This is a genomic window from Collinsella sp. AM17-1, from assembly GCF_003470665.1.
Lineage (GTDB): Bacteria > Actinomycetota > Coriobacteriia > Coriobacteriales > Coriobacteriaceae > Collinsella.
The window spans coordinates 12,842-39,111 of sequence record NZ_QRJZ01000014.1 but is presented as its reverse complement, the minus strand read 5'-3'; the positions used below and the strand labels follow the sequence as shown (position 1 = coordinate 39,111).

22 protein-coding genes are annotated in these 26,270 nt (G+C 54.1%); 17 read left to right on the top strand and 5 right to left on the bottom strand.

Annotated elements, in window-relative coordinates:
- The first annotated feature begins 18 nt into the window (after positions 1–18).
- Together DW195_RS07295 and DW195_RS07290 are read left to right on the top strand one after the other, a co-directional pair.
- Complete coding sequence (locus DW195_RS07295; RefSeq protein WP_117638110.1) at positions 19–1,791, top strand: hypothetical protein; 1,773 nt, start codon at positions 19–21, stop codon at positions 1,789–1,791.
- Positions 1,792–1,991: 200 nt separating this feature from the next.
- The gene (locus DW195_RS07290; protein WP_158567049.1) at positions 1,992–3,791 is read left to right on the top strand and encodes an AAA family ATPase; all 1,800 of its coding nucleotides are present in this window, start codon (positions 1,992–1,994) and stop codon (positions 3,789–3,791) included.
- 20 nt (positions 3,792–3,811) lie between these two features.
- Here DW195_RS07290 and DW195_RS07285 read toward each other — a convergent pair whose 3' ends face one another.
- From DW195_RS07285 to DW195_RS10415, 3 genes are all read right to left on the bottom strand, one after another.
- A complete protein-coding gene (locus tag DW195_RS07285; protein WP_118206328.1) occupies positions 3,812–4,831 on the bottom strand; it encodes a glycosyltransferase in 1,020 nt (339 codons plus the stop codon).
- Positions 4,832–5,166: 335 nt separating this feature from the next.
- The gene (locus DW195_RS07280; protein WP_158567920.1) at positions 5,167–6,000 is read right to left on the bottom strand and encodes an acyltransferase family protein; all 834 of its coding nucleotides are present in this window, start codon (positions 5,998–6,000) and stop codon (positions 5,167–5,169) included.
- A complete protein-coding gene (locus tag DW195_RS10415) occupies positions 5,960–6,133 on the bottom strand; it encodes a hypothetical protein (protein ID WP_158567919.1) in 174 nt (57 codons plus the stop codon). The genes DW195_RS07280 and DW195_RS10415 overlap by 41 nt, the downstream gene beginning before the upstream one ends.
- A gap of 112 nt (positions 6,134–6,245) precedes the next feature.
- Between DW195_RS10415 and DW195_RS07275 the strand changes: the two genes are divergently transcribed.
- The 5 genes from DW195_RS07275 to DW195_RS07255 all read left to right on the top strand — a co-directional run bounded on the left by DW195_RS07275 (position 6,246) and on the right by DW195_RS07255 (position 13,156).
- Positions 6,246–7,349 (top strand): glycosyltransferase, encoded by a 1,104-nt coding sequence (locus DW195_RS07275; protein WP_118206326.1) that lies wholly within the window; start codon positions 6,246–6,248, stop codon positions 7,347–7,349.
- Positions 7,350–7,355: 6 nt separating this feature from the next.
- Positions 7,356–8,396 (top strand): glycosyltransferase, encoded by a 1,041-nt coding sequence (locus DW195_RS07270; protein ID WP_117638105.1) that lies wholly within the window; start codon positions 7,356–7,358, stop codon positions 8,394–8,396.
- A 74-nt stretch (positions 8,397–8,470) separates the two neighbouring features.
- Positions 8,471–9,589: a glycosyltransferase family 2 protein gene (locus DW195_RS07265; RefSeq protein ID WP_158567918.1), complete on the top strand. Its 1,119-nt coding sequence runs from the start codon at positions 8,471–8,473 to the stop codon at positions 9,587–9,589.
- 12 nt (positions 9,590–9,601) lie between these two features.
- Positions 9,602–10,669 carry a glycosyltransferase gene (locus tag DW195_RS07260; protein WP_118206324.1) on the top strand — a complete coding sequence of 356 codons (1,068 nt, stop codon included), beginning with the start codon at positions 9,602–9,604 and terminating at the stop codon, positions 10,667–10,669.
- The gene (locus DW195_RS07255; protein WP_118206323.1) at positions 10,670–13,156 is read left to right on the top strand and encodes a glycosyltransferase family 2 protein; all 2,487 of its coding nucleotides are present in this window, start codon (positions 10,670–10,672) and stop codon (positions 13,154–13,156) included.
- Here the strand turns inward: DW195_RS07255 and DW195_RS07250 are convergent.
- Entirely contained in the window at positions 13,153–14,130 is a 978-nt protein-coding gene (locus tag DW195_RS07250) for a translation initiation factor 2 (RefSeq protein WP_118206322.1), read from the bottom strand. The genes DW195_RS07255 and DW195_RS07250 overlap by 4 nt on opposite strands.
- On the bottom strand, positions 14,127–14,579 hold the full coding sequence (locus tag DW195_RS07245) for a DUF4869 domain-containing protein (protein ID WP_118206321.1): 453 nt from the start codon (positions 14,577–14,579) through the stop codon (positions 14,127–14,129). The genes DW195_RS07250 and DW195_RS07245 overlap by 4 nt, the downstream gene beginning before the upstream one ends.
- Before the next feature lie 410 nt (positions 14,580–14,989).
- On the opposite strand from DW195_RS07245, the gene DW195_RS07240 reads away from it, so the two are divergent.
- The 10 genes from DW195_RS07240 (at position 14,990) to DW195_RS07200 (ending at position 26,266) form a co-directional block, all read left to right on the top strand.
- On the top strand, positions 14,990–15,742 hold the full coding sequence (locus DW195_RS07240) for a hypothetical protein (protein WP_147356498.1): 753 nt from the start codon (positions 14,990–14,992) through the stop codon (positions 15,740–15,742).
- Between the two features lie 452 nt (positions 15,743–16,194).
- On the top strand, positions 16,195–17,070 hold the full coding sequence (locus tag DW195_RS07235; RefSeq protein ID WP_118206319.1) for an acyltransferase family protein: 876 nt from the start codon (positions 16,195–16,197) through the stop codon (positions 17,068–17,070).
- A gap of 370 nt (positions 17,071–17,440) precedes the next feature.
- Positions 17,441–17,632 carry a hypothetical protein gene (locus DW195_RS07230; RefSeq protein WP_118206318.1) on the top strand — a complete coding sequence of 64 codons (192 nt, stop codon included), beginning with the start codon at positions 17,441–17,443 and terminating at the stop codon, positions 17,630–17,632.
- Between the two features lie 102 nt (positions 17,633–17,734).
- Complete coding sequence (locus tag DW195_RS07225) at positions 17,735–18,121, top strand: glycosyltransferase family 2 protein (protein WP_118206317.1); 387 nt, start codon at positions 17,735–17,737, stop codon at positions 18,119–18,121.
- Positions 18,122–18,204: 83 nt separating this feature from the next.
- The gene (locus DW195_RS10340) at positions 18,205–18,426 is read left to right on the top strand and encodes a hypothetical protein (protein WP_147324135.1); all 222 of its coding nucleotides are present in this window, start codon (positions 18,205–18,207) and stop codon (positions 18,424–18,426) included.
- A 174-nt stretch (positions 18,427–18,600) separates the two neighbouring features.
- On the top strand, positions 18,601–21,381 hold the full coding sequence (locus tag DW195_RS07220) for an N-acetylmuramoyl-L-alanine amidase (RefSeq protein WP_118206316.1): 2,781 nt from the start codon (positions 18,601–18,603) through the stop codon (positions 21,379–21,381).
- 35 nt (positions 21,382–21,416) lie between these two features.
- Positions 21,417–22,619 (top strand): lipopolysaccharide biosynthesis protein, encoded by a 1,203-nt coding sequence (locus tag DW195_RS07215; RefSeq protein ID WP_147356497.1) that lies wholly within the window; start codon positions 21,417–21,419, stop codon positions 22,617–22,619.
- A gap of 248 nt (positions 22,620–22,867) precedes the next feature.
- Complete coding sequence (locus tag DW195_RS07210) at positions 22,868–23,923, top strand: polysaccharide biosynthesis protein (protein ID WP_118206314.1); 1,056 nt, start codon at positions 22,868–22,870, stop codon at positions 23,921–23,923.
- Position 23,924: 1 nt separating this feature from the next.
- Complete coding sequence (locus tag DW195_RS07205) at positions 23,925–25,142, top strand: NAD-dependent epimerase/dehydratase family protein (RefSeq protein ID WP_118206313.1); 1,218 nt, start codon at positions 23,925–23,927, stop codon at positions 25,140–25,142.
- A 59-nt stretch (positions 25,143–25,201) separates the two neighbouring features.
- Complete coding sequence (locus tag DW195_RS07200; protein WP_118206312.1) at positions 25,202–26,266, top strand: glycosyltransferase; 1,065 nt, start codon at positions 25,202–25,204, stop codon at positions 26,264–26,266.
- The last annotated feature ends 4 nt before the right edge of the window (positions 26,267–26,270 follow it).

Here is a 26,270-nt window from a genome sequence, read left to right as displayed (position 1 = left end):
CAATGCAGGGAGGATCTTATGCAGCCCAAGCATTCTGCTATTGTCGCGGGCCTGACGCTGGCGCTTTCGTTTGGCGCCGTTTCCGCGCCGGCACCCGCCGCTGCCGAGGAGCCCACGCCGGGCGTTGCCTCGAATGCGACCGATATCGATAAGGGTCTCTATACCCAGCAGTCCTTCTCGGGCGTGCTGAGGTCGGTCCAGGGCGTTTCGTTTGTTAACGTGACCACCGAGATGAAGTACTTTACCAAGTACGAGAGCCATGGCAACTATAACCAGGGCTTTTCGTATGGCGACGGCTATAACGCGCTGGGCTATTACCAGTTCGACCGTCGATGGTCGCTCATTCCGTTTATGAAGCAGGCCTACAACTACAACCCCGAAAAATACAGCATGCTCAAGGATGCGATTGATCGCGGCAGCGAGATCTCCAACGCGAGCAATGCCATGTACGAGAACGGCCAGCTCACCGAGCTGGGCCATATCGCGCAAGATGCCTTCCAAGGTGCGTACAACACCGATCCTGTTGAGTTCTCAGCACTTCAAGATGCCTATGCGTACAACTCGTACTATGCGGTGACCGAGGCGTGGCTCAAGAGTGGCTTGGGCATTGATGTTTCGGGCCGCGCCGATTGCGTTAAGGGCATGGTGTGGAGTATCACCAACATGTGCGGCACCGGTGGTTGCAGGGACTTCTTCCGCTGGGCAAACCTTTCTAACAGTATGACCGACCGCGAGTTTGTGACGGCGCTCTCCAACAGCGTGGTCAATAACGTGGCGACCAAGTATTCGAGCCAGCCCCAGTATCATGAGGGCTGGAAGAATCGTTATAAGAATGAGCTGAAGGACTGCTTGGTTTATATCGCTGAGGACGAGGCTGCCGCCGCGACGCCCGTGCAGCCCGAGCCCTCGCCGGCGCCCTCGCCGACGCCTGATTCGAATGACGACTCGAGTGACGATGCCAATGATGACAGGATGGATGCGCCCTCGACCGATGCTGACGGTAATGGCTCTGCTGGTGGCACTACCAACGACGGCTCTACCTCGAACGGCTCCGATTCGAACGGCTCTGCTGCGGGCGATTCGTCTTCAAGCTCTGCCGGCAATACGGACAGCGCCGCTTCTGGTTCGACCGACGCTGACACCTCTAACTCATCCACCGGCTCGAGCGATTCGTCCGCTGACACCGGCTCTAACAAAGGCTCTGGCTCTGCCGCAACCCCTGATTCCGATGTTTCCAAGGACAACCCGAATAAGGCACCGGACGCTCCCGTTGCTTCGCCGGACAAGAAGCCTTCTTTCTCCGTGCAGCTTGGTTCTACGCTGGGCTCCTCGCTGATGGCTGGTGTCAATAACGGCTCGACCCAGAACAAGGACAACTCTGATCAGGTTTCCACGGAAAAGACCGAGTCCGATAAGGGTTCTAGCTCTGATGAGAAGGGCGACAAGTCCGCTCAGGAGAAGGACGATGGCAAGAAGTCTGAATCTGAGGCGAAGGACGAGAACAAGGACAAGACCGAGGACGGAAAGCAGCAGGGCGAGGACAGCGGTAAGGGCAGCACCGACAACCAGGTCCAGGAGCAAAATGACTCCAAAACGGTGACCACCACGACCACGACGACTACAACGACCAAGTCCTCGGGCGGCAACATGCCCAAGACGGGCGATCAGATTGTGATGGCGAGCCTTGCCAGTGCAAGCTTGGCCACGCTGGGTGCCACGTCTATCGTAAGTGGTAAGCATAAGCTCGATCAGCAGAAGAAAACTTCTGGGGAGGACGGTTCGGAGGAGTAATCTTCCAGATCGTTTTCTATAAGAGTTTGGGACGGGGTCCAGTGCGGCGGCATCGGACCCCGTTTTTGTTGTGCAACGATTTGTTATGCCCCCTCGGGGGCATGTTGCTACCGTTGCCCGAAACGTTTACATGTCGATATTGTTGCGCTCTACCCGCTCGTTACAATGGGCATCGTGCTGCGTTAGAGGGAGAACTTACGGTGTCTGAACAGGCGAATTATGGTGTTGCTCATGCGTTTGGTGCACGGTTGCTCAATCATGCGGGTAACGCAGCTCTGCCGGTTGATGTACACGACTTTTCTGATGCAATCAATTGGTGTTTACTCGTCGATAAGACTATGTTTATTGCCGATATATTGGACAGCGAAGCACCTGTTGCGCTTTGTTGTCGGCCCAAGGGTTTTGGCAAGAGCATGAATCTATCGATGCTCAAATGCTATTTGGAACGATCTGATCACCGACGGCCGGATCGAAGCCCGTTCGTCGGCACCCAGATTTGGCAGGCGGGCGGTGGTCGCTTTCGTGATGAGTACGCGTGCTATCCCGTCATCTTGCTCGATTTTTCTGCTGCCGCTGCGAGGCGCGACGCCGATGCTGCGGCGGCTATTCGCAGCGCTGTCGCGAACGAGTGCGCCCGATTGCTGCCGCTGCTTGCCGCGCCTGATCTGTCAAGACGTGAGGTTCGTCTTATCGAGAGGGCGGCGCGTGGGGTGGCCAGCGATAGGGAGATCGATGCGGCGCTTGGCGTGCTTATTAAGCTGCTCCAGACAGCTTTCGATGAGCAGGTTGTTCTTCTGATAGACGACTACGACGTGGTGTGTCCAAATGGTTTGGACGCTAAGGACGACGGTGGCGTGGATTTCCTAGAGTCGCTCAGCCGGATGTTGTTTGACACCATTGCCGATGCCGGCGACTCGTTGCGATTGACGTGTCTGATGGGCGAGCGCCCCGGTCATGCCGAGTTTGCGTTGTCCCAACGTGGGGTTTCCTATCGGTCGGCGACAGCGTTGTCGAGTTGGTGTGATCGATGGTTCGGTTTTTCGGACGACGAAGTCCAAGTGCTGTTGGATTGCATCGGTCGCAACGGCTGTCTGGATGACGCGCGTGAGTGGCTCGAGGGCTATCTGTTTGGTGGTTTTTATTGCTCGAGCCCGGAGCGCGTGGTGGACTACGCACAGCGCGATTGCGTCGCGCCCGTTCGGGCGGATCTGTATGGTTACGCCGACCGTCTGAGCGCATGCGTCGGTGACTGGAATCTCATGCGCCTGTCCGCATTGTTCGATTTGGTTGAGCCGCATGGGTTTATTGAGGCGCCAGTGCATGTGCATGCCGAGGAGGTCGATGCCGCCAAGCCCGAAGATATCTGGACTGCGCTGTATCTGTCTGGATTTCTTACGACGGACATGACAGGGCATTCGGAGGACGGCGCGTGCCTTCGTTCCCTGCGCCTGCCTAACAACGAAGTGCGTCAGGCGCTCCGTCTTGTAATTCTGGAATGGTTTGAGTGCGCCGTTGAGGACGTTGGAGTTATCGACTCGTTCCATGACGGGTTGTGTCGAGGAGACGAGGACGCTGTAAAGCAAGCTTTGAGCTGTGCTATCGGCGATCTGGGCATCGATGTGGACAAATCAGATATGCCGACAGCCTATCATCTGGCGCTGCAGGGGCTTTGCTTTGGACTGTCCGGCTATTGCAATCCCAGCTCCAAGCGAAGTGGCGTCTCGGATCGCTGGGATATCCAGGTGATTCCCACCGGTCGGGTGTTTGACGTGGCCGACACGCTCGGCATGCTCGATGAGCGACCGCTCATTACGATCAACATGTTGTATGACCCTGGCGTCGATGCCCTGGGCCTGGAACTGTTAGCGGTTCAGGCGCTGCTCGACATAGAGCGCGACGGCATCGATGATATCCGCGTGCCGCGCCCCGCCGTCGGGCGCATGCGTTGGGGCTTTGGTTTTGACGGTCAGCGTGTGTCCGTGGTGTGTCAACGACTGTAGCGGCGGGCGAAAGCCCTTTACTACTCGGCGTCCTTCAGGGGCGGCATGGGCTTCCAGTTGGGATCCTTAACGATCTTGCGTGCGTCCTTCATGCCACGGCGCAGCGCCGGAATACCGGTCTTAAAGCATTTGTCGACTGCTGCCAGACGAATGAACTCCTTGCAGAAGGTCGCGGCATTGCCCAGACGGAACAGCACGGGGTGGTAGTCGCCGTAGATCTGCATGTAGCGTGCCAGATAACCGCGGTTGCGCATGATGTAGTAGCGGTTGGTGTCGCTCGTGGAGTTGAGCTGGCGCTTGCCGGCGATATCCCAGTTAGAGACGGCGCGGGCGCGCTTGAGCACCACGTCGGCAACCACGGCGGCGGGGAAGTGCTGGCTGGCCACGTAGCCGTAGCAGGCATCGTCGCCGTAGATAAAGAAGCGCGCGTCGGGCAGGCCAATCTTGTCGACCACGCGGCGCGAGAACATGCCGCCCTCAAAGCACAGTTGGTTCATGGTGCGGTAGCCCTCGGGTCCCAAATCCCACTTGGCGATGGGGTTAGGGATGCCGAGCGAAAGGATGAGCTGGTACTGCCAAAAGAAGGCGCCGCCGTCAAAGTCCAGGCGCGAACCCTGAATGACGTCGTAACGGTCGGTCCACTTGGCCAAGCGCTCGATGCCTTCGGGGATGACGAGCACATCGTCGTCCATGACCCAGAACCACTGGGCCCCCAAGTCGTAGGCGCATTTAGTGCCGGCGGAGAAGCCGCCCGCACCGCCGCCGTTTTCGAGCTGCGGGGCGTAGATGACGCGGCCGGTGTCGCCCTGCGCGTCGGGCTGCTCGGTGTCGATACCCCACAGGTTGGCCAGACGCTCGTTGAATGCGGCGCACATGGCCTCGGTCTCGCGCGAATTCTCGTTATCGACAATCACGATGCGCCAGGGCGTTGCCGTGAGATCGGTCATGGAGTCGAACAAGTTGGCCAGGAGTTCCTGGCGCTTGTACGTAACGACGACAATGGCGAGCTTATCGATGGGAGCGGGAAGGGTTGAAGTCATGGGGCAATATATCCTTTCACGCGCGGCGGGCGAGCGCTGCGCGGAAGCTATCGAATACGTCCTTGGGACTGTCCTATTGTAAAGGCTCGCCGCACCTTGACGGCAAGCTTTGAATAAAACGCAGGAACCTGCCACGGGTGTAGCGGCTTTGACGTCTGACGGCAGCGTGTCTATTGCCGCTTGAGCTTGCGAACGATAAGGCTTCTAGCTGCATCGATGATGAGGAGCGCCAGAGCAAAGACGATGCTAATGACGGTACCCGTGATGATACATATAGCTGCCGGGCTGTTTTGGCTGACCAGCATGTTTGCGAGCAACGTATTGAAGACGGGACGTCACAGGCTACTGGTGAGCGACTGCATCACATAGAAACCGAGCGTGGCGGTCGATAAGGTGACGATGACACCTGCATTCCGCGGATTGCCTAAGGCCCTGCGTCGGGTAGCCGCAAAGAGCAGGGAGGCTGCAGCGAGGGCAAACGAGATCAACGAGGTCGATTTGTAGGAGAGGACTGCCATCGCCGTGAGGTTGCCGGTGAAGGAGAGTGCTCCTTCCAGGATGGTGGCGAGTGCCAAAATCGCAGCGAGCGACCGCATGCCCAAGGTGCCTGCCCTGTCCGAATCCATGACATCGGTAACGTCGCGGAGCAGACCGCCGATCAAAAACGCGATTACGTACGTGGCAGCGCTCATGAGCTTCTGGAGCCAAGAAAACTCGCCGGCGCTTGTCGTACTCATGGCGGCTATATACCCGTTAACAACAAATGCGAGGATGCCAACGGCGATGACCGTCGTCGTGTAGCTCTTCTGGGAGAGTCGACTCTTAGCCAGTCCAAACCATGGCGCCATGAAGACCGTGGCGGCATAGACCCAGATAAACTCAAGGCCTAGCGTGTACCAGTAGTGCGTGCTGAGGGTAACATCGGGAATGGGGGAGACGACCGTGGACCACGAGAGCGCCACGACACAATAAAACGCAGCGGGCATAACAACCTTGCCTAGGCGCTGCGCCGTCCGTTGCATTTGCGACTTCCACGTTGCCCCACCGTCCCAAGCACGCGCGGCTGAGGCGATGAGAAAATAGCCCGAGATCATAAAGAAGACCTCGTTGGCCCAGCAGCCCAGCAGGTTAAATAAAACCGAGCACGCCGGAATGGGGGAAGGCGGCAAGCGGCGCGTATTCCGGCAAGCCGACGCAGGTCGCTTGGAAGGTCCACTGAAAGGTGTGAAACACCGCGATGCCGGCGACTGCGACCAAGCGCAAGGCCTCGATGGATATGTTGCGTGCGGCTTTGGGCTGCATGACGTCCTTTCGTATCGGTTTGCCTCTGCGAGCTCCATAGATTATATAAACGCCCGCTGGCGCGCTGACCCTTTGATACCATGAAACGACAGGTATTTCCTAAGGAGCACATTTGTCTACTAACGCCTCTGGCAGCCCTGTTCTGTCGCTGCTTATTCCCATTTACAATGTTCAGCGCTACCTGCGCGAGTGCCTCGATTCCGCCCTGGCGCAGACGCTCAAGGATATTGAGATCATCTGCATTAACGACGGGTCGACCGACAACTCGCCGGCGATTATCCGCGAGTATATGGAGCGCGATGGGCGCGTCAAGATGATCGACAAGGCCAACAGCGGCTACGGCGACTCGATGAACCACGGCCTGGAGATGGCGCGTGGCAAGTACGTTGGCATCTTGGAGTCCGATGACTTTATGGCGCCCGATGCACTCGAAATGCTTGTCTCGGCCGCCGATAGCAATAATGCCGACTTTGCGAAGGCGAACTTTGATTTCTACTGGTCTAAGCCCGAGGAGCGCCGTTCGCTGCACGAGATGTTTAAGGCCAAGGACTGTGACAAGCCGGTGCACCCGAGCGATACGACGCAGTTCTTTAAGCAAAAGCCGTCGATTTGGTCGGCCGTGTACCGTCGCGATTTTCTTGAGCGCAACGGCATTACGTTCCTGCCGACTCCGGGGGCATCCTTTCAGGACACGTCATTCGCCTTTAAGGTGATCGCGTGCGCCGATAAGGCTGTTTACCTGCATGATGCCGTGTTGTCGTATCGCCAGGACAACGAGAATTCCTCGGTCAATTCTTCGGCTAAGGTCTTTTGCGTCAATACCGAGTATGCCGAGATTGAGCGTTGGATTCGAGAGGATTATGCCCGCGACCACGCAAGTGATGACGTCGCGCGCATGCTCAAGTTCAATCAGCTCATTAAGTACGATTCGTACATGTGGAACTACGTGCGCCTGGCGCCTAAGTTCTATAAGGAGTTCCTGGTTCAGATGGCCAAGGAGTTCCAAGCGGCCTTGGACGCCGGGGACTTTTCGCTTGACGACCTCAAGCCGTGGAAGCGCGCAAATCTCGCTGCCATCCTCAAAGATCCCGAGGGCTGGGTTGACGAGCATCCGAGTTTTGCGACGGATGGTGCCTTGGGGCGTGCTAAGTATTACGCCTCGGTTGGAGGCCCAGGCGTGGTCGCTGCCTTCCTCATCGAATCGCTGAGGGGGTAGGTCGACATGGGAGAGGCCTCGTGTCCTAAAGCTACCATTGTCGTCCCCGTTTACAACTCTGCACGCTCCATTCAGCGATGCCTCGATTCGCTGTTGGCCCAGTCCGAGCGCTCGATTCAGGTTGTCTGCGTCAACGACGGTTCGACTGATGATTCGTTGAACGTGTTGCGCCAGATCGCGCAGGCCGACGATCGCGTACTGGTGATTGACCAGGAAAACGCGGGCGTCTCGTGTGCTCGAAATGCCGGTATCGATGTCGCCGAGGGCGAGACCGTCTTTTTTGTGGACGCCGACGATTACATCGATGCCCGGACGGTCGAGCACGTGCTGCATTCCATGGAGTCTGCAGATGCCGAGGCCGCCGTTTTTGGCGGCGTCTGTGAACCTGCCGATGCTGCCCCCAAGCGCGTCCAGCAACTCATGAGCCCCAAAGCTGGTACCTTCGGCGCCCGTGATCCCCAACTGCTGTTCCATTCGAATGCGCAGCCCTATGCCTGCCGTGCGGCTTTTTCGTGCGAGCTGCTCAATCGCGAAGGCATTCGCTTCGCCCCCGGTTTGGCTTTGGGCGAGGACGTCGTCTTCCAATTTGCGGCTTATGCGCTTGCCCGTAAGACCGTCGTCATGCCGGACAAGTTCTACCACTACGTGATGGAGAGCGAATCGGCGACGCACGAGTTCAACAGTGCCGAGGCTCGTGCCAAAAAGCTTGACGCCCACATGAGGATGCTCGAGGAGGTCTTGGAGGGCTGGGCGGTCTACGGTCTTTTGGACCTGTGTCCCGGCGAGCTGATAACTTGGTTTTTGGACCTAATTGTGTTCGACCTGGCGCGCTTGGATGCCGATGACTTCCATCGCGTGGCGGCTCGCGTCAACATGGACCTCGCGACGTTTTTGGGAACGGACTGGGCAGATATGCCTGCCAAGGGCGCTGTTTGCCGTGTTGCCCACAAGTTCGTTGCGACGACCTCGGGCGTTTCGATGGCAGACGCCACGCTGTTCTATCTTTCGACTCGCGGTCTCAAAGCCTGCCTGGAGCGCTTTCTCTAATTCCAAGCGCTGCCGCCCGCCGCAACTCGGCTGCTAAAATAACCCTGTTACACGCTATTCAACAGGAGGTTCTCTTGCAGAACTCTGATACCCCTAAAGTTTCGCTGCTTGTTCCCATCTGCAATGTTGAGCGCTACCTGCGCGAGTGCCTCGATTCCGCCGTGGCGCAGACGCTCAAGGACATCGAGATCATCTGTATCAATGACGGTTCCACCGATAGCTCGCCGGATATCATCCGCGAGTACATGGAGCGCGACCCCCGTGTAAAGATGATCGACAAAGCCAACAGCGGCTACGGCGACTCGATGAACCGCGGTCTGGAGATGGCGCGCGGTGAGTACGTGGGCATTCTTGAGTCCGACGACTTTATGTTTGAGGATTCGCTCCAAAAGCTGGTCGCCAAGGCCGATGCTGAGCATGCCGATGTGGTAAAGGGCGACTTTTATCTGTATTGGTCCACGCCCAGCGAGCGCCGTGAGCTGTTTGGGATCATCGGCGAGTATATGACGGGCGCCGCGTATCGCCCCGTCGATCGCCCGGGCATCTTCTACCGCAAACCTTCCATTTGGTCGGCCATCTATCGGCGCGAGTTCCTCAACGACAATCAGATTCGGTTCCTTCCCACGCCGGGCGCCTCGTATCAGGACGCAGGCTTTAACTTTAAGGTTTGGGCATGCGCCGAGCGTGCAGCGTTTATCGCGGACCCCATTTTGTGCTATCGCCAAGACAACGAGAAGAGCTCAGTTAATTCGCCCAACAAGGTATTTTGCGTGTGCGACGAATACGCCGAGATGCAGCGCTTTTTGGATGAACGTCCCGAGCTCAAGGTTCAGCTCCAGGGCATTTTAATGCGCATGAAGGTCGATACGTACCGTTGGAATGATGAGCGCCTGGTCGATGAGTTGCGCGAGCAGTTTTGGGAGAAGGCCTCTCCCGAGCTCAAGTCCGATTGGGATGCCGGTCGCTTTGACCTGTCGCTGTTCGATCCGCGTGGCGAGACCGACTTGCGCCTGATGGTCAAGTCGCCCCGCGCCTATATCGATTCGCGCTTTGGCTTTAAAAAGCCGGGCAAGATCAATACGTTTAAGCACTACTTTAAGATTGGCGGGCTGCCGCTGGTCTGGCGCGTGCTGACGTATCAGCGCACCTACGGTGATAATCCGCACCCCGATGACGTTCCGGTCGCACAGTAGGAGCACTTGACTATGACTACCTCCAAGATTTCTGTTGTCGTTCCCATCTATAACGTGGAGGAGTGCCTGGCCTGGTGCCTGGACTCCCTGCTTGCGCAGGACATGCCCGATTGGGAAGGCGTGCTGGTCAACGACGGCTCGCCGGACGGCTCGCGCGATATTGCGGCTACCTATTGCGAAAAGGACGCGCGCTTTACGCTGGTCGATAAGGAGAACGGCGGCCTGTCGAGTGCGCGTAATGCAGGCATCGCCGCGTCCACGGCGTCCATCGTTGCGTTCTTGGATTCCGATGACCGGTTTACGCCCGATGCATGCCGCGTGATCGTCGATGCCTTTGAGCGCGAGGACTGCGACGTTTTGACGTTTGGAGCGAACCCGTATCCGCTGGAAGCGGGGTATCCGTGGCTTAACTATGTGCTGAGTCCGCACGATGTGTCGTTTGAAGGCTATAGCTCTGACCTACTGTTTAAGGAAGCGTCTCGCCCCTTTGCATGGCGCACCGCTTGTAAGCGCGCTTTTTTGCTGGCCAACGGGATTGTGTTCGATGAAACCGTTAAATATGGCGAGGACCAGGTTTTCGATTTTGCCGTGTACGGTCGCTCGCGCAAGACTGCGCTTATCTCGAACAAGCTGTACGACTATCGCGTGGCACGCAAAGGCTCGCTCATGGACACCATGCGCTATGACGACGAGACACGTTTGCTGGAGCACGTGAAGATTTACTCAGCGGTGCTGGCCGATTGGCGCCGTGATGGGCTCGATGCCCAGCATGCCGATGACCTGGCATACTTCCTGTGTGATCTGGTACTGTACGATGCGCTCAGGCTGCTGAGCTCGGGCTGCGGCAAGGTGTTCGCTGCCGTTGCCGCGGCGCTTGACGGTTCTGCCGTGGGCGGCGATGCTGCGCTCGCACAATGCGCTCCTTCTGTTGCCGCTATGGTGCGCGCGGCGCTTGCCAGCAAGGCCCCCAATGCCCGTGCATGCAAAAAGCTCATGTTCGATTACGACGTCTTGAGGTTTGGGCGCCTGGGTGCCTGCAAGCGCATGGCAGCGAACGCCCTGGGAAAGCGAGAAGTGTAGATGAGTATCAAGCGTTTGGCACTTTGCCGCAGTCAGGGCCGTCTGTTTGTACTGCTTCGTTTTGGCGGTCAGGATGTCGCCGCGCTTATTGAGCGGGAGGCTTCTCAAGCGTTTGCCCATGCGACGACGAGCGGTTCTTGTGTGCCGTCGCTGGTGCTCCCGGTCGATCATGGCCGTGTGTTGGCGCTTTGCCCCTCCGTTTCCGATTACGAACGCGAGCTCGCCGTCTTGGTGCTTCCGTTTTTGGACGGCTCTACGATTGATGTTACATTTGCATCCGGTGACCAAAGGTTGGGCTCCATTCGCCTCGATAGCCGCGTGGCCAAGCTGGAATCCAAGATTAACTACAAAGCAAAGTCTGCGTTGTGCGCACTGATTCGCGATGCGCAGCGCGGCGAGCGCTGCGGTCGCTACGAGATCGATGCCATTCGCTATTTGCCGGCCGACGTCGGCGCGGTGTGGCGCTATGAGGTTACCTGGGCGGGAGACCCCCGGTGCGCACCTGAGCTCCAGATCTTCGATACGCATATGAATGTCATCTCTGCCACCGTGCATGTGTTTGAATCGCAGGTCGATGTGCCGCAGCAGAACGGATGCCGTGTCAATAAAACGTATCTGAGCGTTGAGATGCCTCAGGATATACGGGATTTTGTCGCGATTGCGAGCGATCCCACAGAGCGGATCCAGAGCGGTTTTTGCGCCATGGATGGTCGCCTGTACAACGGCATGGTCGACGACAGCTGGAACCGTATGAAGGACGCGCGTGCAGACGACGCAGCTTATCGACGTTGGTTTGAGCAGCATCGCGCAAAGCCGGGCGATTTGGCGTGCCAACGTGTCGCTTCGGCGGCCTTTGCCTATAGGCCGCTCGTGAGCATTGTGGTGCCGTGCTACAAGACCGATCGGGTCTACCTGCGCGAGCTGCTGGACTCGGTGCTAGCCCAGAGCTATGACAACTGGGAACTGCTCCTTATGGATGCCTCGCCTGAATGGGATGCGGTGGCCGCCCTTGCGGCAGGTGCCAACGACGAGCGCATCCGTCGCATCGAGCTTCCCGGCAACGGCGGCATTGTGGTCAACACCAACGCAGGTATCGAGCAGGCGACTGGCGACTACATCGCGTTCTTGGACCATGACGACATTCTGGAACCGGACGCGTTATTCCGCTATGTTGCCGCGCTGAACAAGGCTGCCGAGGACGAGCGTCCCCAGGTCCTGTTCTGCGACGAGGACATGTTCCAGAAAACGGGGGAGTGGGGCCAGCCGGTCTTTAAGACGCGGCTCAACGTCGACCTGCTCTATAGCCATAACTGCGCGACGCATTTCCTGATGGTGGAGAAGGCGCTCATCGATCACATTGGTACGTCCCCAGAAGACGTCGCGGGCGCCCAGGATTACGACCTTACGCTTCGCTGCCTTGCGGCGGGCGCGCGGTTTGAGCATGTCGCGCACGTGCTGTATCACTGGCGCGTTCATCCGGGATCGACCGCCGATGGCTCTGCCGATAGCAAGCCGTATGCTATTGAAGCCGGGCGCCTTGCGCTCCAGCGCCACTTTAACGCGCTGGGCGTTCGCGGAACGGTCGAGGAGACCGAGACGCCGTTTGTCTACCGCATGCGCCATGCGCTGCCGGAGCTTGCGCCGCTGGTGAGCATTGTGATTCCGACCAAAGACCACGTTAAGACGCTCGACGCCTGCGTGATGTCGATCGCCCAGAAGGCCACGTATACCAACTACGAGATTGTCTTGGTGGAGAACAACAGCGAAGCCCCGGAGACGTTTGCGTATTACGAATCGCTGCCGGAGCGCGTAGCCGTTGCATCTGACGGTAAGGGCATCGCGCGCGTTGTGTACTGGCCGGGCGAGTTCAATTACTCCAAGATCATCAACTTTGGTGTTGAGCATGCCAAGGGCGATTACCTGCTGCTGCTCAACAACGATACCGAGGTCATAAGCCCCGACTTTATCGAAGAGATGATGGGCTATCTGCAGCGTCCCGATGCGGGCGTGGTGGGCGCCAAGCTCTACTTTGCCGATCATCTGGTGCAGCATGCCGGCATTTTGGTTGGCGTGCGTGGCGCACTTGCCCATGCCAACCAGGACTTCTCGGCAAGGCGTGAGGGCTACTATGAGCGCGCAGTTCGCCCGAGCAATTTTAGCGCCGTGACGGGTGCCTGCCAGATGGTGCGACGCGACGTATTTGAGCAGGTCAGGGGCTATAACGAGGAATTCGCCGTTGGCTTTAACGATGCAGACTTTTGCCTGCGCGTGTGGGAGGCCGGCTATCGAACCATCTTTACGCCCTATGCCGAGCTGTACCACTACGAGTTCACCTCGCGCGGCAGGGAAGAGGCCAACGAAGAAAAGCTGCGCCGCTGGAAGCGCGAACAGGCCCTGTTCATGCAGCGCTGGCCGGAGTTCTTCCTCGATGGCGACCCGTGGTTGGGGCCGAATCTTAGCAGCGAGAGCGAGTATTTCTCGATCTAGCGCGAAGTGATTCCGAGTTTGGGTAGCGATTCAGAAATCGTGTTGAGCTCATGTTGCTGTAGGTAGGCGGGATTGAGAGCTTCTTTTCTATAGGCTAGGTAGCTGTCTCTGGTCAGTTCCCTAAGCTGTTTAGTAAAGAACTGTTCCCAACTGAAGAACTTCTCGCAGTCGATGAAATCGGCAGGATGAAGGAGCATGTCTTGCGTTTCGACATCGTTGAAGAGTCCCGATCTCAGCACAAGCCATTCAAACGATTCCGGCAAAAAGAGCTCGATCTCCTTAAATCTCCTGAGCGAATAGACATAGGGCATCTCGGGCCCAAAAGCGGCCCCATCTGCAATTACGAGCAACTTTTGGGCTGGGGAGCTCAGAGCGGTTTCGTATATGTTTGATTTGCCACCGGCACTTACGCAGCGAATTCCGCTTTTGGCACACAGGACTTTAAAGAATTCATAGCCGGCGTTGCTGTCTTCGACGATGACTTCTTCTGGTAGATCTCCATCGTAGAGCTCGTCTCCGTAAATGCGGTATGTAGAAGTGTACGTGCGTGTGTAGACGGGATATTTTGTTGTGGCCCTGTTGGTGTTTTTGAGGCTGTAGATCTCATCAACGCTATAGGGGAGCTGGGGCAATTCGTCCCTGGCAACTATGACGTAGTAGTTAGAGCTGTGCCGAGCCGCATGTTGGAAGGCATGGCTCTTTACGAATTTTTGTGTATCGTCCACAAAACCAATACTGTTGTCGATGCGACTGAGTTGCGCTTCCCAATTAATGCCGCCGATGATTCGGCAGGGGGCTGCGCAATTAACGGTTATCCCGCTTTGGGCTCCTAGGTTTTCGTATGCACGAAGGCTGTCCAGCAGCGTGGTTTTGCCTGTGGCGCTTTTGCCTTGGATGATGGTCAGGTTTCGACGAATGGTGAGTTTGACTTGAACTTTATTGGTTCTTACGGTCAGCTGGTATTCCCCTCTCATGCTCGAGCCTCCCTCAGACATTTTGCCGAGATAAGGATAAGTTCATCCATGGTGTGAACAATCTGTCCGGTATTGGTGACGCGGACTGTAAAACGCCCTTTACCAAAATCCATCATGTGGTAGAGGTTAATGGTTATGTCATGTTTAGAAGCGATGCGCAAAATCCAGTAGGCGCAATTATCTCCGCAGGTAGAGGCGTTGTAGAGGTTTTCAGGCATAAAGAGCATCAGCAGAAGTGTTTTGGTGCCCGTTGATAATTTCTCGGGTGGAATAACTCCGAGCACCTTGGTGTCGATTGCGTTTGCGCCAAGAACCGCCCCATTGTCAATAGATTTGATGATACGCTGTGACAGGGGATCTTGCAGCCAAGAGGGAGAATAGCTGTAATCAAAGAATGTTGATGTGTCATAAATCACATCGTCTCTGTCGCCGTAGTGAATGCTGAGCATTGTTCCTTCATGGTTGCTTGTTGCGACTACTTTACCATGTTGGGGTCGATTTCCCTCAGGCCGTGGATAACGGGTCAATCAGCACACCTGTTAGAGCGAGCCGATGGCTTTTAAAGGTGTACAGACTTTCTATTCTGCGGTAATTGCCCGTCTCAATATGTTGGATGCAGCAGATCGAGAACAACGATATTCCGCGATAAACTTATACAAGACTATATAGGTTTATACAAACTTATATAAACCGATAAATCGCGATATAACTTACGATGGGAACATGGAATTACGATTTGACGCGAAACGACAGATTGAAACGTTTGAGGCTCTTAAGAAGTCTCTCGTACGGGGGTATTTCGGCAAATGTCGAGAATTGCCTTGTGATGTTGATTGTAAAGCTGTTGCAGGAGGTAGACATGGCAACACTTCGGACTTCTTGGCTAAATGAGCCCCTGCCGCCTCAGATTCTGGAAGACTCTAGTTGGATGCGTATAGTTCATTTTTTCCTGATTGAGTCTCCCTGCCCGGGTCAGAGTAACCGTAAGAATAACGACATTGATAAATGGGCGCCCGCCCCTTGGGTGGGGACTCGAAGCTTAAAGACTTCTCTAAATCAAGCCATATTTAGTCGCAGAGATGTTGATGTGATGCTTTCGGTAGGGAGCAAGAAAGAATTAGAGGGCGCCTGCAAAAAGCTAAACTTGGATGAGCTTTTTTACGAAAATGTTGATGATCAGCGTATGGTGTTTGTGAAAGTTAATTCAAAGGGTAATACGAGCAAATATATGAGTTTGTTTTATCACATAAGGAATGCTCTCGCGCATGGTCGTTTTGCATTTAAAACCGACTCATTAGAGCGTTTTGTGTTTATTTTTGAGGACGGAACCGTTGCATCCGATTGTAAGAAGTTTAATTTGACAGCGCGAGGCGTGATTAGGCTTAATTCTTTGATCCTGGCGATTGATACCATACAAAAGGGGCCTGGAAAAACGGTTGATATAGAAGAGAAAATCCTCGCAGCAATTAGTGAAGGCGTTAATACAAGGCGAAAAATAAAAGGCGAACTTGGTATTACGGACAAGGATTGGTGTATATATAGTCAAGTGCTTAAAAAAGAAGGAAAAATAGAATGCAGCCAGCAGAAATGGTCCATTTGCAGCGGGGAATAAACTGCCAATGGGTCGAACCCGTTGCCCCCTCCGCGGCCATCTCCCGGAGCGTCGCGTCTATAATCTCCTGTAGGTCATCTTGCCTCTCGTTCGCCTCAATGGCCCTCCTAACACCGGCGTGTCGGCACCACTGGAGTAGCGGCGGCGGGGAGGCACGGCGACCATTGTTCGGTGACCGGGATTGGTCAAAATCGTTTGACTATTAGTGGCTAGATCGCCCGGCGCTAATAGCGCATGCTAGCCTCCAGTCCTGACCATCCCGCAGTCCAACTTTCTATCCGTAGCCCCATCAGAGTCAAACTTCTCAGAGGGAGGTTATTCAGACACCGCAGGGGGCTATGTGCAGTTTGCCGTGCCGGACCTAGATATCTATTTGCGAGAGAATGCCGAGGAGATTCTCGAACGGTTTTAGGGCGAAGCATAATTAGGTTTTGATTTTACTTGGGGGCATTATGGCAAAAATGCGAGATTCACGTATCGAATTACTTCGCATTGTCCTTATGTGGACGGTAATGGCTCATCATTTTGTTGTTCATAACGCTGATTCTGTTTCCGTATTTCCTGGTTCGTTTACTAGATTTTTCTATAATATCTTTTTTTATCCAATTGGAAGAACTGCGGTCGGCTGTTTTGTTGCAATAACAATCTGGTTTGTTGCGGGGAAAGCTGGATACTCCATTAAACAAGCTGTCAAACAGATAGCTTCAATCGAGGGCACGGTTCTCTTTTATAGTATTGCGCTGGGTTTTTTCTTCATGCTTCGCGGCGATATTCAAGTAAGTCCAACCAATTTGATAGATATTTTTGCACCAATTCTTACTGGTTCTAGTTGGTGGTTTATAACCGTCTATGCTTGGCTTGTATTTTTGCTGCCCTTTTTAATTCCGGCTTTGCATGCGTTGGACCAAAAACTACATCTTTATCTATCAATCTTTCTGGTCTGCGCCTTTGGATTTCTGCGCTATGTGCCACTCTTTTGGATTCCCATCGACGGGCTACTAGTGGATTTTATTATAATTTGCGTTCTTGTTTGCTATATTCGCTGGTATGTAGATTTGTCAACAGTGAATATAAGGCTCTTGGTTGCTTACTGCATTGCTTCTTTTGCTGGAGTTGCAATCTCGTTTTATGGTCAATTCCATTTTGATGGTTTGCCGGGCTCGACCTTTGCGAATTTGTATAACGGCTTTTTTGGTTCACCGGCGTCTATTTTTTCGTTAGTTATAGCAATTTCGGTCTTGTTGATCGATTTCAAGATGCCGCATTTTTCCTCCCGTTTCGTTAACGCTATCGCAAAACTTTGTTTCGCTACTTACCCTCATTTCTGACTATGGGCCCATTCAAAGTTGGCTTTGGAGCTCGCTGTTTCCCTTTACGCGTGTCGGCGTTGGATTGGGAATATTGCAGGTACTTCTTGTTCCAACAGTTGTGTTCGCGATCTGCTTAATGCTGGAAGGTCTCAGGAAGCTCTTGGCTGGTTTCTTCATGCGTCTTGTCGGGCCTTGCGATTTGTTTAATAAAGATTTGTCGTAGAACCAAGACTATTGACATTTTCTTCCGCATACGTGATTTGACGACGATCCCTCTATACAGGTGATGGAACGATTGGGATTTCGAACCAGCGTTCTCTGGTTGTAGCGGATTGGTCGACAACCATCTAGGAAAGCGCGTCGTGGGCACGCAAAGCCTGTTATAGGCATGGTAACGCCCACGGTTGTTGCAACTAAGACGAATATCACCGAGGCTGCTGTTAAGAAGCCGATCGAGCCGAAGACTGACGCGGTAACCGTTGCGAAGTTTTCTGAGACCGTCGATGATGACTCGGTTGGCATGCCTCTGGTGCTGGTGTTGTTGGAGGCGCTTTTAATTACTGTAGAGGCTTCGGTTTAAATCAAGGAATCGAACCGGTTTCCACATCAATAGAATGCGCTGACCGCATATGACGTATCGATATGGGCATGGTATTGCGTTTTTTAATTTGCGGCCACAAAGATGCCTTTTGCAAAGCGAAAGGGCTATCTTGCCCGCGCCGTGCGTCCGGGTAACTTTAGCGCCGTGACGGGCACCTGCCAGATGGTCCGACGCAACGTATTTGAGCGGGTCGGCGGCTATAACGAGGAATTCGCGGTTGGTTTTAACGGCGCAGACTTTTGCTTGCGCGTATGGGAGGCGAGCTACCGCACCATCTTTACGCCCTATGCCGAGCTGTATCACTACGAGTTCACCTCGCGCGGCAGGGAAGAGGCCAACGAAGAAAAGCTGCGCCGCTGGAAGCGCGAACAGGCCCTGTTCATCCAGCGCTGGGCGGAGTTCTTCCTCGATGGCGACTCCTGGCTCGGACCAAACCCATCTTCCGACAGTGAGTACTTCTCGCTTTAGAGAGGAGTGGTGCCAAGGTTCGGTATAAGGTGCTCAAGAGCTGTGGAGGCGTTGGGCTTTGCTACACTGCTGGTGTTTGATTCGTGGAGATCGCGTCTTGCTTTGCCAAAAGCAACTGGCGAGATTATTCTGACGATGAAGCCCCAGCCGCCTCTGATGCAAGCGAAACATTGGGGCATTTTGCTGTATTTCGCGGCCGTGAGCTTAGGCGAATTACGACGAATTGCCTGCTTCAGGAATTTTTCGTGTCACAGGTGCTTGCGTTGTTTGGGGCGCTGCTTATTGATTTAAAAGCTAAAGTTTAACGCTGCGTCAATGGAAGAACGAAATAAAGCCCGCTGAGTACGCCTGCTATCTTTTATAGGAGCAGTCTCCCATCTGCTTTTATAACAATTCTCTTTTATAACTGGACTTCCGATGCGGAAGAGATTGTAAGATAATGCAACATTAGTATCATTATTTGTGATGGGGGATACGATATGAAAAAGGCATTGCGTGCCTCAGCAGCGTTTTCTTTAGCTGCTCTCTTGACGATTTCGCCCTTGATGAGTCCTGTAGCCGCTGCTTATGCTGTGAATAGCGTACGATCAGTGAATATTACATCAGATGCGGCGTCCGCAGACGGTGGCGTAGCTTCACGTGACGAGGGCCCTGCCGACGGAGACATGACTGTCGAGCAGTCGTTGCCGGTGGATGTTGACGAGGCGGCTGATGAGGATTTCGGTGCAGATGCTTCTTTGGTTGAACCGCAAGCCGAATCGACTGATTCTTCCTTCCAATATATATATATTGGCTACCCGAACCTTATCAGTGGGGCTGACCAAGTCGTCGCGTTTGCAACTCCTAATGACAGCGATACCATCGCCTCCGCAACGCTAAACTATGTGAGCGCCAACGGAGTTCAGGGAGCTGTTAATGCTTCCGCGCAGGCTGTAAATTCTGCCGCATTTACATTTGGCTCGAAGCTAGATCTCAATACATACTTTCTTACTTCAATAACCTATGTTCTGCAGGGCGACGATGCTGAACATGAGATTGATCTCTCTGACAGGGATTATTCTTTTGCGGTTGTTGAGAGCTCTGCTAATTCCGAGGGCACTTCCGTTTACTATGCAGACGGCGAAGGCAATGCTGTTGAGGCTCAATCCATCAAACAGGCGTTGGAGTGTGCCGATTCACCGGACGGCATTTCTACTTATGCTGCGCGCTCGGCTCGAAAAAACGTACGGGTAATTGCCCTTGATGCTGGCCATGGCGGCACTGATCCCGGTGCGCAAGGAAATGGAAAGAGTGAAGCGGATCTAACTTGGAAGATTGTTGCTGCTTGCAAGAATAAGCTTGAGGCGTATGGTTTTAAAGTCGTTCTTGCGCGCGAGCAAAGCGGTGGCTACTCCGGAAATGATTACCTTTATCGTGTCCAACGATGCGTGAGTCAAGGTGCGCAGGCCTTTGTTAGCTTCCATATTAATTCCGGTTCGCCTGTTGCCCATGGCGCTGAGGTATATGCCCCCACTGCCAATGAATATGATTACACGCAAGTTTCCGTCGAGCTCGCGAATAAAGTTATGAACAACCTCGCTTCTATGGGGCTCAGCTATCGCGGTGTATTCCAGATGGAAGTCGGAGATGAGTTCGCGGTCATCCGTTGTGCCCGCGAACAAGGTATTCCCGGCATCCTAATCGAGCATGGCTTTATTTCTAATGCGGGGGACGTGTTGAATTATTTTAGCGATGAGGGCTGTAGGCGTCTTGGCGAAGCCGATGCCGATGCGATCATTGCGCAATTTCCTAAGTCAACTTGGCTCGACTATTCTTCCGTATTCGATGCTAATTACTATTTGTCGCATTATCCCGACGTTGCCAAAGCTACGGCTGGAAATAGCGATTTAGCTCTAGACCATTTTATTAACTATGGCATGAGCGAAGGTAGGCGCGGCTCTGCCACTTTTGATGTACAGAGTTATTTTAATGAGTATCCAGATTTAAGAGCTGCCTTTGGCTTTGATTTAGTTAAGTACTATGAGCATTACGTTACGGCAGGAAAAGCAGAAGGAAGGCATGGGACCGGATGCTCAAAGATCGAGGGATACGCTACGACTATCAATGGTGTTGATTATTCATCCGTCTATGATCCCTCATTTTATCTATCGAATAACAAAGATATTCGCAACGCTTTTTCTAAACGAAGCCCCGCTGGCGTTGTAATGATTGACGATGCTGCCGTGCTGCGCCATTTCGTCAGCTGCGGCATGGCTGAGGGCCGGCGCGGGATCGAGTCCTTCGACGTGCTGAGCTATTACAACAGATACCCCGACCTGCGTCGCGCGTTCGGTGCCAACCTCACCGCTCTTTATGGCCATTACCTCAGCAGCGGTCGCACTGAGGGGAGGATCGCGACTGGATGTGATTCCCTCGCGGGCGCTGTCGTTTCGCTGGGCGGTACCGATTATTCCCCCGTTTACGATTTCCACTTCTATACCTCCAACAACGGTGACGTCCTGAACGCCTTTACAGCCGTCAAGGGCGGTTTGAGGTTCGTTGACGATGCTGCCGTGCTGCGCCATTTCGTCAGCTGCGGCATGGCTGAGGGCCGGCGCGGGAGCGAGTCCTTCGACGTCTACGGCTATCGAAATCGTTATACGGACCTGAGGAAGGCTTTCGGGCTGAACCTGAAGAGCTATTACGTTCACTATTTAAATTGCGGCATTAAGGAGGGGCGTAATGGCGTAAGTATGACTGGATATGAAGGCCTTATTATGTCGCCCGCCTATTCAACCTATCTAGATGCTGCCAATCAGTTCACAAAGACTGTGGGTGCTAAAGGATTCCCTTCAGCCGTGTATACGGATAGGGGAGCGTCGAACATTAGAGATTTCTGCAGAATTCTATATGAAGAGGCTCAGTCGGAAGGCGTCTCACCTGAGGTTTTATATGGACAGGTGATGAAAGAAACTGGGTATCTAAAGTTTGGCAATTTGGTTCAGCCTGATCAGTGTAATTTTGGAGGCCTTGGTGCCACGGGGGCTGGTAACCCAGGCTATAGCTTTGGATCTGTTCGTGAGGGACTGCGGGCGCAGGTCCAACATCTAAAGGCGTATGGTTCTACGAAGCCCTTGGTCAATCCGTGTATTGACGCTCGCTTTAAATATGTCAGTCGTGGTTGCGCTCCGAGAACCATTGATTTAAATGGTAAATGGGCTGTTCCTGGCGTTGGATATGGTGAAAGCATTGATGCAATCGCTAAAGAGGTAATTGGTTAGGCTATTTAATAAAATCTAAAACCGATTGGGTTAATTTGACTGATAATTTAAAGAAAAACATTACATGGAATACCGTTGGCTCTATTGCATACCTTGCTTGCCAGTGGTTAACGACAGTTGCTGTAGTTCGACTATCGTCGGATTTTACCTATGCTGGTGATTTATCTTTGGCAATGACAATCAGCAATCTATTTGTTCCGATCGGTTTATATAAGATTCGATCCTTTCAAGTATCCGATCTTTCATGTGAGTATTCTTCAGGGGAATACATTGGTTTTCGTTTAAGCACAATAGTGTTGGGATTTGTTTTCGTATTACCTTATGCATTCTTTACCTGTCAGCAGTCTTCCCTTCTCCCCGTGTACCTCTATTGCATATATAAGTCAATTGAAGTTATGGTTGATGTGTTCCATGGCATTGATCAAAAAGCGGGAAATATGTTTTATTGTGGCATGTCGATGCTACTGAGAGGTATTTTGTCTCTTCTGGTGTTTTGCGCCGGAATGTATATCTCACATTCTCTTGTATTGAGTATTGTTCTGATGATCGCGGTGTCTCTCCCCGTGATGATTGTTGATGCACTTTGGGCTTCTAATTTCGACACGATCGTTCCTTCTTTCAGGTTCAAGGCGATGTCTGAACTGTTTTATAAGTGTCTTCCCGCTACGGTTGGGGTTTTTTGTTGTGCTGCGGTTACATCCGTTTCGCGTCAAGAACTTGCTACCGTACTGGGTGCCTCAATGTTGGGTGTTTATTCCTCGGTGTGTTCTCCTGCGGCAATCGTTCAGGCGGGTGCTGCTAATGCCTATGCCCCTTTGCTCGGCGTTTTTGCGAGCGCTAGTGAGTCGGGGGATAATAAAACATTTAATGCTATGTTGATGAAGGTCGTTCTTGGTGCTCTAGTTTTGTCCATTGTTATTCTGTTCGCTTGTTTTATCTGCGGCGACTACTTGTTGGGACTAATTTTTGGTGACCAAATTCATCAGTACTCTTTTTTGCTATACGGTGCGGTTATTAGCTCGCTGCTTACGGCGTTTATCGGCTTCTTTTCCGACCTGACGATTGTTAAGAGAAAGATGGCTGGTAATCTTGTTGGTAATTTAGTTGCTTTAATCGTTGCCGTCCCCCTTTCTAGCTTATTGATTCGGCTATTTGGACCTAACGGAACGAGTGCCGCAATTTCGCTTGCTTATCTTGTCGGATGTGTCGCGATGCTTCCTTGCATTATTCGGAAATAGTGCATCAGAGATTCGTTAAATACTTAGATACAAAAGTGTTTGGCTGAGACTATATATCCACCCGTAATGACTTCTTCAACGCTAATTGGGGGAGTTATCAGTTTTAGCGCAGGTATAAAAGCTTTTTAATTCTAATTTATGTGCAGCAGTCGTCTTTTCGTTTAGGATAAGAAACGTATTAGTAGGTTAAGCATCGACTAAGGTTTTTAAGATTCATTCACCTTTAGTTTATTTAATTGGAGCTTGAAATGTGCGATAGCGTATTCAAGGACAAGACCCTGATGATCACGGGCGGCACCGGCTCGTTCGGCAACACCGTGCTCAAGCACTTCATGAACACCGAGCTGGCCGAGATCCGCATCTTCTCCCGCGACGAGAAGAAGCAGGACGACATGCGCCACCGCCTGCAGGAGAAGTCGCCCGAGCTCGCCTCCAAGGTGCGCTTCTTCATCGGCGACGTCCGCAACGCCCAGAGCGTGCGCGATGCCATGCACGGCGTGGACTACATCTTCCACGCCGCCGCCTTGAAGCAGGTGCCCTCCTGCGAGTTCTTCCCCATGGAGGCCGTGCGCACCAACGTCATCGGCACGGACAACGTGCTCCACGCCGCCATCGACGAGGGCGTGGACCGCGTCGTGTGCCTGTCCACCGACAAGGCGGCATACCCCATCAACGCCATGGGCAAGTCCAAGGCCATGATGGAGTCCATCATCTACGCCAACGCCCGCAACGGCGCCGGCCGCACCACCATCTGCTGCACCCGCTACGGCAACGTCATGTGCTCGCGCGGCTCGGTCATCCCGCTGTTCATCGACCGCATCCGCAAGGGCGAGCCGCTCACGGTCACCGACCCCAACATGACCCGCTTCCTCATGAACCTGGACGAGGCGGTCGACCTGGTGCAGTTCGCCTTCGAGCACGCCAACCCCGGCGACCTGTTCATCCAGAAGGCGCCGGCGTCGACCATCGGCGACCTCGCCGAGGCGGTCCAGGAGGTCTTCGGCCGCGTGGGCACCCAGGTGATCGGCACCCGCCACGGCGAGAAACTCTTCGAGACCCTCATGACCCGCGAGGAGCGCCTGCGCGCCGAGGACATGGGCGGCTACTACCGCGTGGCCTGCGACTCGCGCGACCTGAACTACGACAAGTTCGTCGTCGACGGCGAGGTGGAGACCCAGGCCGACGAGTCCTACACCTCCCACAACACCGAGAGGCTCGACGTGGAGGGCACCATCGCCAAGATCAAGACCGCCGAGTACGTGCAGCTTGCGCTCGAGGGCCGCGAGCACGAGGCGGTGCAGTAGGGTGCGCGTCCTCGTCACCGGCGCGAAGGGCTTCGTCGGGAAGAACCTCTGCTGCGCGCTGAAGAGCATCCGCGACGGCAAGGACCGCCGCGAGAAATACGCGGGCCTGCTCCCGCTCGAGGTCATGGAGTACGACGTCGACTCGACGCCCGGGGAGCTGGACGGCTACTGCTCACGAGCCGACTTCGTCTTCAACCTGGCCGGCGTCAACCGCCCCAAGGACCAGTCCGAGTTCATGGAGGGCAACTTCGGGTTCGCCTCCACGCTGCTGGACGCCCTCGAGCGACACGGCAACACGTGCCCCGTCATGCTCTCCAGCTCCGCGCAGGCGAGCCTCTCGGGCCGCTTCGAGGGCTCGGCCTACGGTGAGTCGAAGCTCGCTGGGGAGGGCCTGTTCCGGGAGTACTCGAAGCGCACGGGCGCCCCGGTGCTCATCTACCGCTTCCCCAACCTCTACGGCAAGTGGTGCCGCCCGCGCTACAACTCCGCCGTCGCGACCTTCTGCGACGCCATCGCCAACGGCCGCCCCTACACCGTGAACGACCCCAATGTCGAGCTCGAGCTCCTCTACATCGACGACCTGGTGGACGAGATGCTGGGCGCCCTGCTCGGAAACGAGCATCGCTGCGGCTACGAGGGGCTGGAGCGCGTCGAGGGCGACGGGTTCTGCTACGTCCCGGAAACTGACGTGAGGACCCTGGGCGAGATCGTCTACCTGCTGGGCAGCTTCCGCGACAGCCGCGAGACGCTTTCGGTGCCGGACCTTTCCGAGGGCTCCTTCTCCAAGAAACTCTGGAGCACGTTCCTTTCCTACTACGAGCCGGGCCGCTTCGCCTACGGCCTTAAGCCCAACATGGATGAACGAGGCTCGTTCACCGAGTTCCTGCGCACGCCGGAGCGCGGCCAGGTCTCCATCAACGTCTCGAAGCCCGGCATCACCAAGGGCAACCACTGGCACATGAGCAAGTGGGAGAGGTTCCTGGTGGTCTCCGGCACCGCCTCCATCAAGCTGAGGAAGGTGGGCGAGGATGCCGGCGGCAACCCGTTCCCCGTCGACGAGTACATCGTCTCGGGTTCGGACATGCGCGCCGTGGAGATGGTCCCCGGCTACACGCACTCCATCACCAACCTGTCCGGCACCGAGGACCTCGTGACGGTCATGTGGGCCAACGAGCCCTTCGACCCCGAGGACCCCGACACTTACTACGAGGAAGTCTAGAGGTTTTGACCAGATACGCTCATATTAATAGCGTTCCAAATGGATCCACTGGGCGCATTATGATGAAGGAGCATCTTGCTCTTATTGATCAGGGACACGAATCGCTTGCTTGCTGGGGCAGAAGAAGGCCTGCGAGCAGTGTCAGTGAATACTGTTTTGGGTCACCGGCTAATTTTATACTTGACGTTGGTCTTACTCTCCTTGACGGTAAGGCGGGCTTTCATTCGGTGAGGCAAACCGACGCGTTGATTCATCGTCTTGATGAGTTCGGTCCTGACGTGGTTCACTTGCACAACCTCCATGGTTACTATTTGAATATTGATAAACTGTTTAAATGGTTGATTAGATCTGATTGTCGTGTTGTATGGACTTTGCACGACTGCTGGGCTTTTACCGGCCATTGCCCTTATTTCACCTATTCTTGCTGCAATCAATGGAGAACTGGATGTGGCGCCAAGAGGTGCCCTCAACTTATGGGATATCCTCCAACTATTAATTCTGCATCATGTAAATGGAGCTACGAGGCCAAACGTTCGATTTTCACTTCGCTGCCTTCCAATCGAATGACTATCATTACCCCTTCTAAATGGCTGGCTGGACTGGTTGCTTGTAGCTATTTATCAAAGTATCCGATTGAGGTTGTACACAATACGATTGATCTCAACGTTTTTAAGCCACGATCCAATAGTGAGGTTTTTAGCGTTAAGGAGAAATACGGCCTCGATTCGAGGAAAATTATTTTAGGGGTTGTCTCTCCATGGTCCAAGCGTAAGGGTCTTTCAGACTTTTTTGCCCTTGCGGATAAGCTTGACAAGTCCGAGTATTCTATTGTTTTGGTTGGACTGAGTGCTAAGCAGATGAGGCAACTACCTCCGGGGGTGGTTGGTATTCCGCGAACCGACTCTCAGATAGAGTTGGCCTCACTATATAGTTCTGCCTCCGTTTTATTCAATCCAACATACGAAGATAATTATCCTACGGTCAATCTTGAGGCTGAGGCTTGTGGGGTTCCGGTCGTTTGTTACGATGTCGGTGGATGCTCCGAGACCTTGCATAGGGACGATTCAAAACTTGTTGAATGTGGTGACGTGTTGTCCGCCTCATTATTGTTGGCTAAATACTAGACTC

Excerpts from the sequence above, each read along its gene's own strand:
- DW195_RS07295 (WP_117638110.1), top strand. The coding sequence starts at position 19 with ATGCAGCCCAAGCATTCTGCTATTGTCGCGGGCCTGACGCTGGCGCTT.
- DW195_RS07285 (WP_118206328.1), bottom strand. The coding sequence starts at position 4,831 with ATGACTTCAACCCTTCCCGCTCCCATCGATAAGCTCGCCATTGTCGTC.
- DW195_RS10415 (WP_158567919.1), bottom strand. The coding sequence starts at position 6,133 with ATGCAGCCCAAAGCCGCACGCAACATATCCATCGAGGCCTTGCGCTTG.
- DW195_RS07270 (WP_117638105.1), top strand. The coding sequence starts at position 7,356 with ATGGGAGAGGCCTCGTGTCCTAAAGCTACCATTGTCGTCCCCGTTTAC.
- DW195_RS07260 (WP_118206324.1), top strand. The coding sequence starts at position 9,602 with ATGACTACCTCCAAGATTTCTGTTGTCGTTCCCATCTATAACGTGGAG.
- DW195_RS07255 (WP_118206323.1), top strand. The coding sequence starts at position 10,670 with ATGAGTATCAAGCGTTTGGCACTTTGCCGCAGTCAGGGCCGTCTGTTT.
- DW195_RS07250 (WP_118206322.1), bottom strand. The coding sequence starts at position 14,130 with ATGAGAGGGGAATACCAGCTGACCGTAAGAACCAATAAAGTTCAAGTC.
- DW195_RS07245 (WP_118206321.1), bottom strand. The coding sequence starts at position 14,579 with ATGCTCAGCATTCACTACGGCGACAGAGACGATGTGATTTATGACACA.
- DW195_RS07240 (WP_147356498.1), top strand. The coding sequence starts at position 14,990 with ATGGCAACACTTCGGACTTCTTGGCTAAATGAGCCCCTGCCGCCTCAG.
- DW195_RS07235 (WP_118206319.1), top strand. The coding sequence starts at position 16,195 with ATGGCAAAAATGCGAGATTCACGTATCGAATTACTTCGCATTGTCCTT.
- DW195_RS07230 (WP_118206318.1), top strand. The coding sequence starts at position 17,441 with ATGGTAACGCCCACGGTTGTTGCAACTAAGACGAATATCACCGAGGCT.
- DW195_RS07225 (WP_118206317.1), top strand. The coding sequence starts at position 17,735 with ATGCCTTTTGCAAAGCGAAAGGGCTATCTTGCCCGCGCCGTGCGTCCG.
- DW195_RS07220 (WP_118206316.1), top strand. The coding sequence starts at position 18,601 with ATGAAAAAGGCATTGCGTGCCTCAGCAGCGTTTTCTTTAGCTGCTCTC.
- DW195_RS07210 (WP_118206314.1), top strand. The coding sequence starts at position 22,868 with ATGTGCGATAGCGTATTCAAGGACAAGACCCTGATGATCACGGGCGGC.
- DW195_RS07200 (WP_118206312.1), top strand. The coding sequence starts at position 25,202 with ATGATGAAGGAGCATCTTGCTCTTATTGATCAGGGACACGAATCGCTT.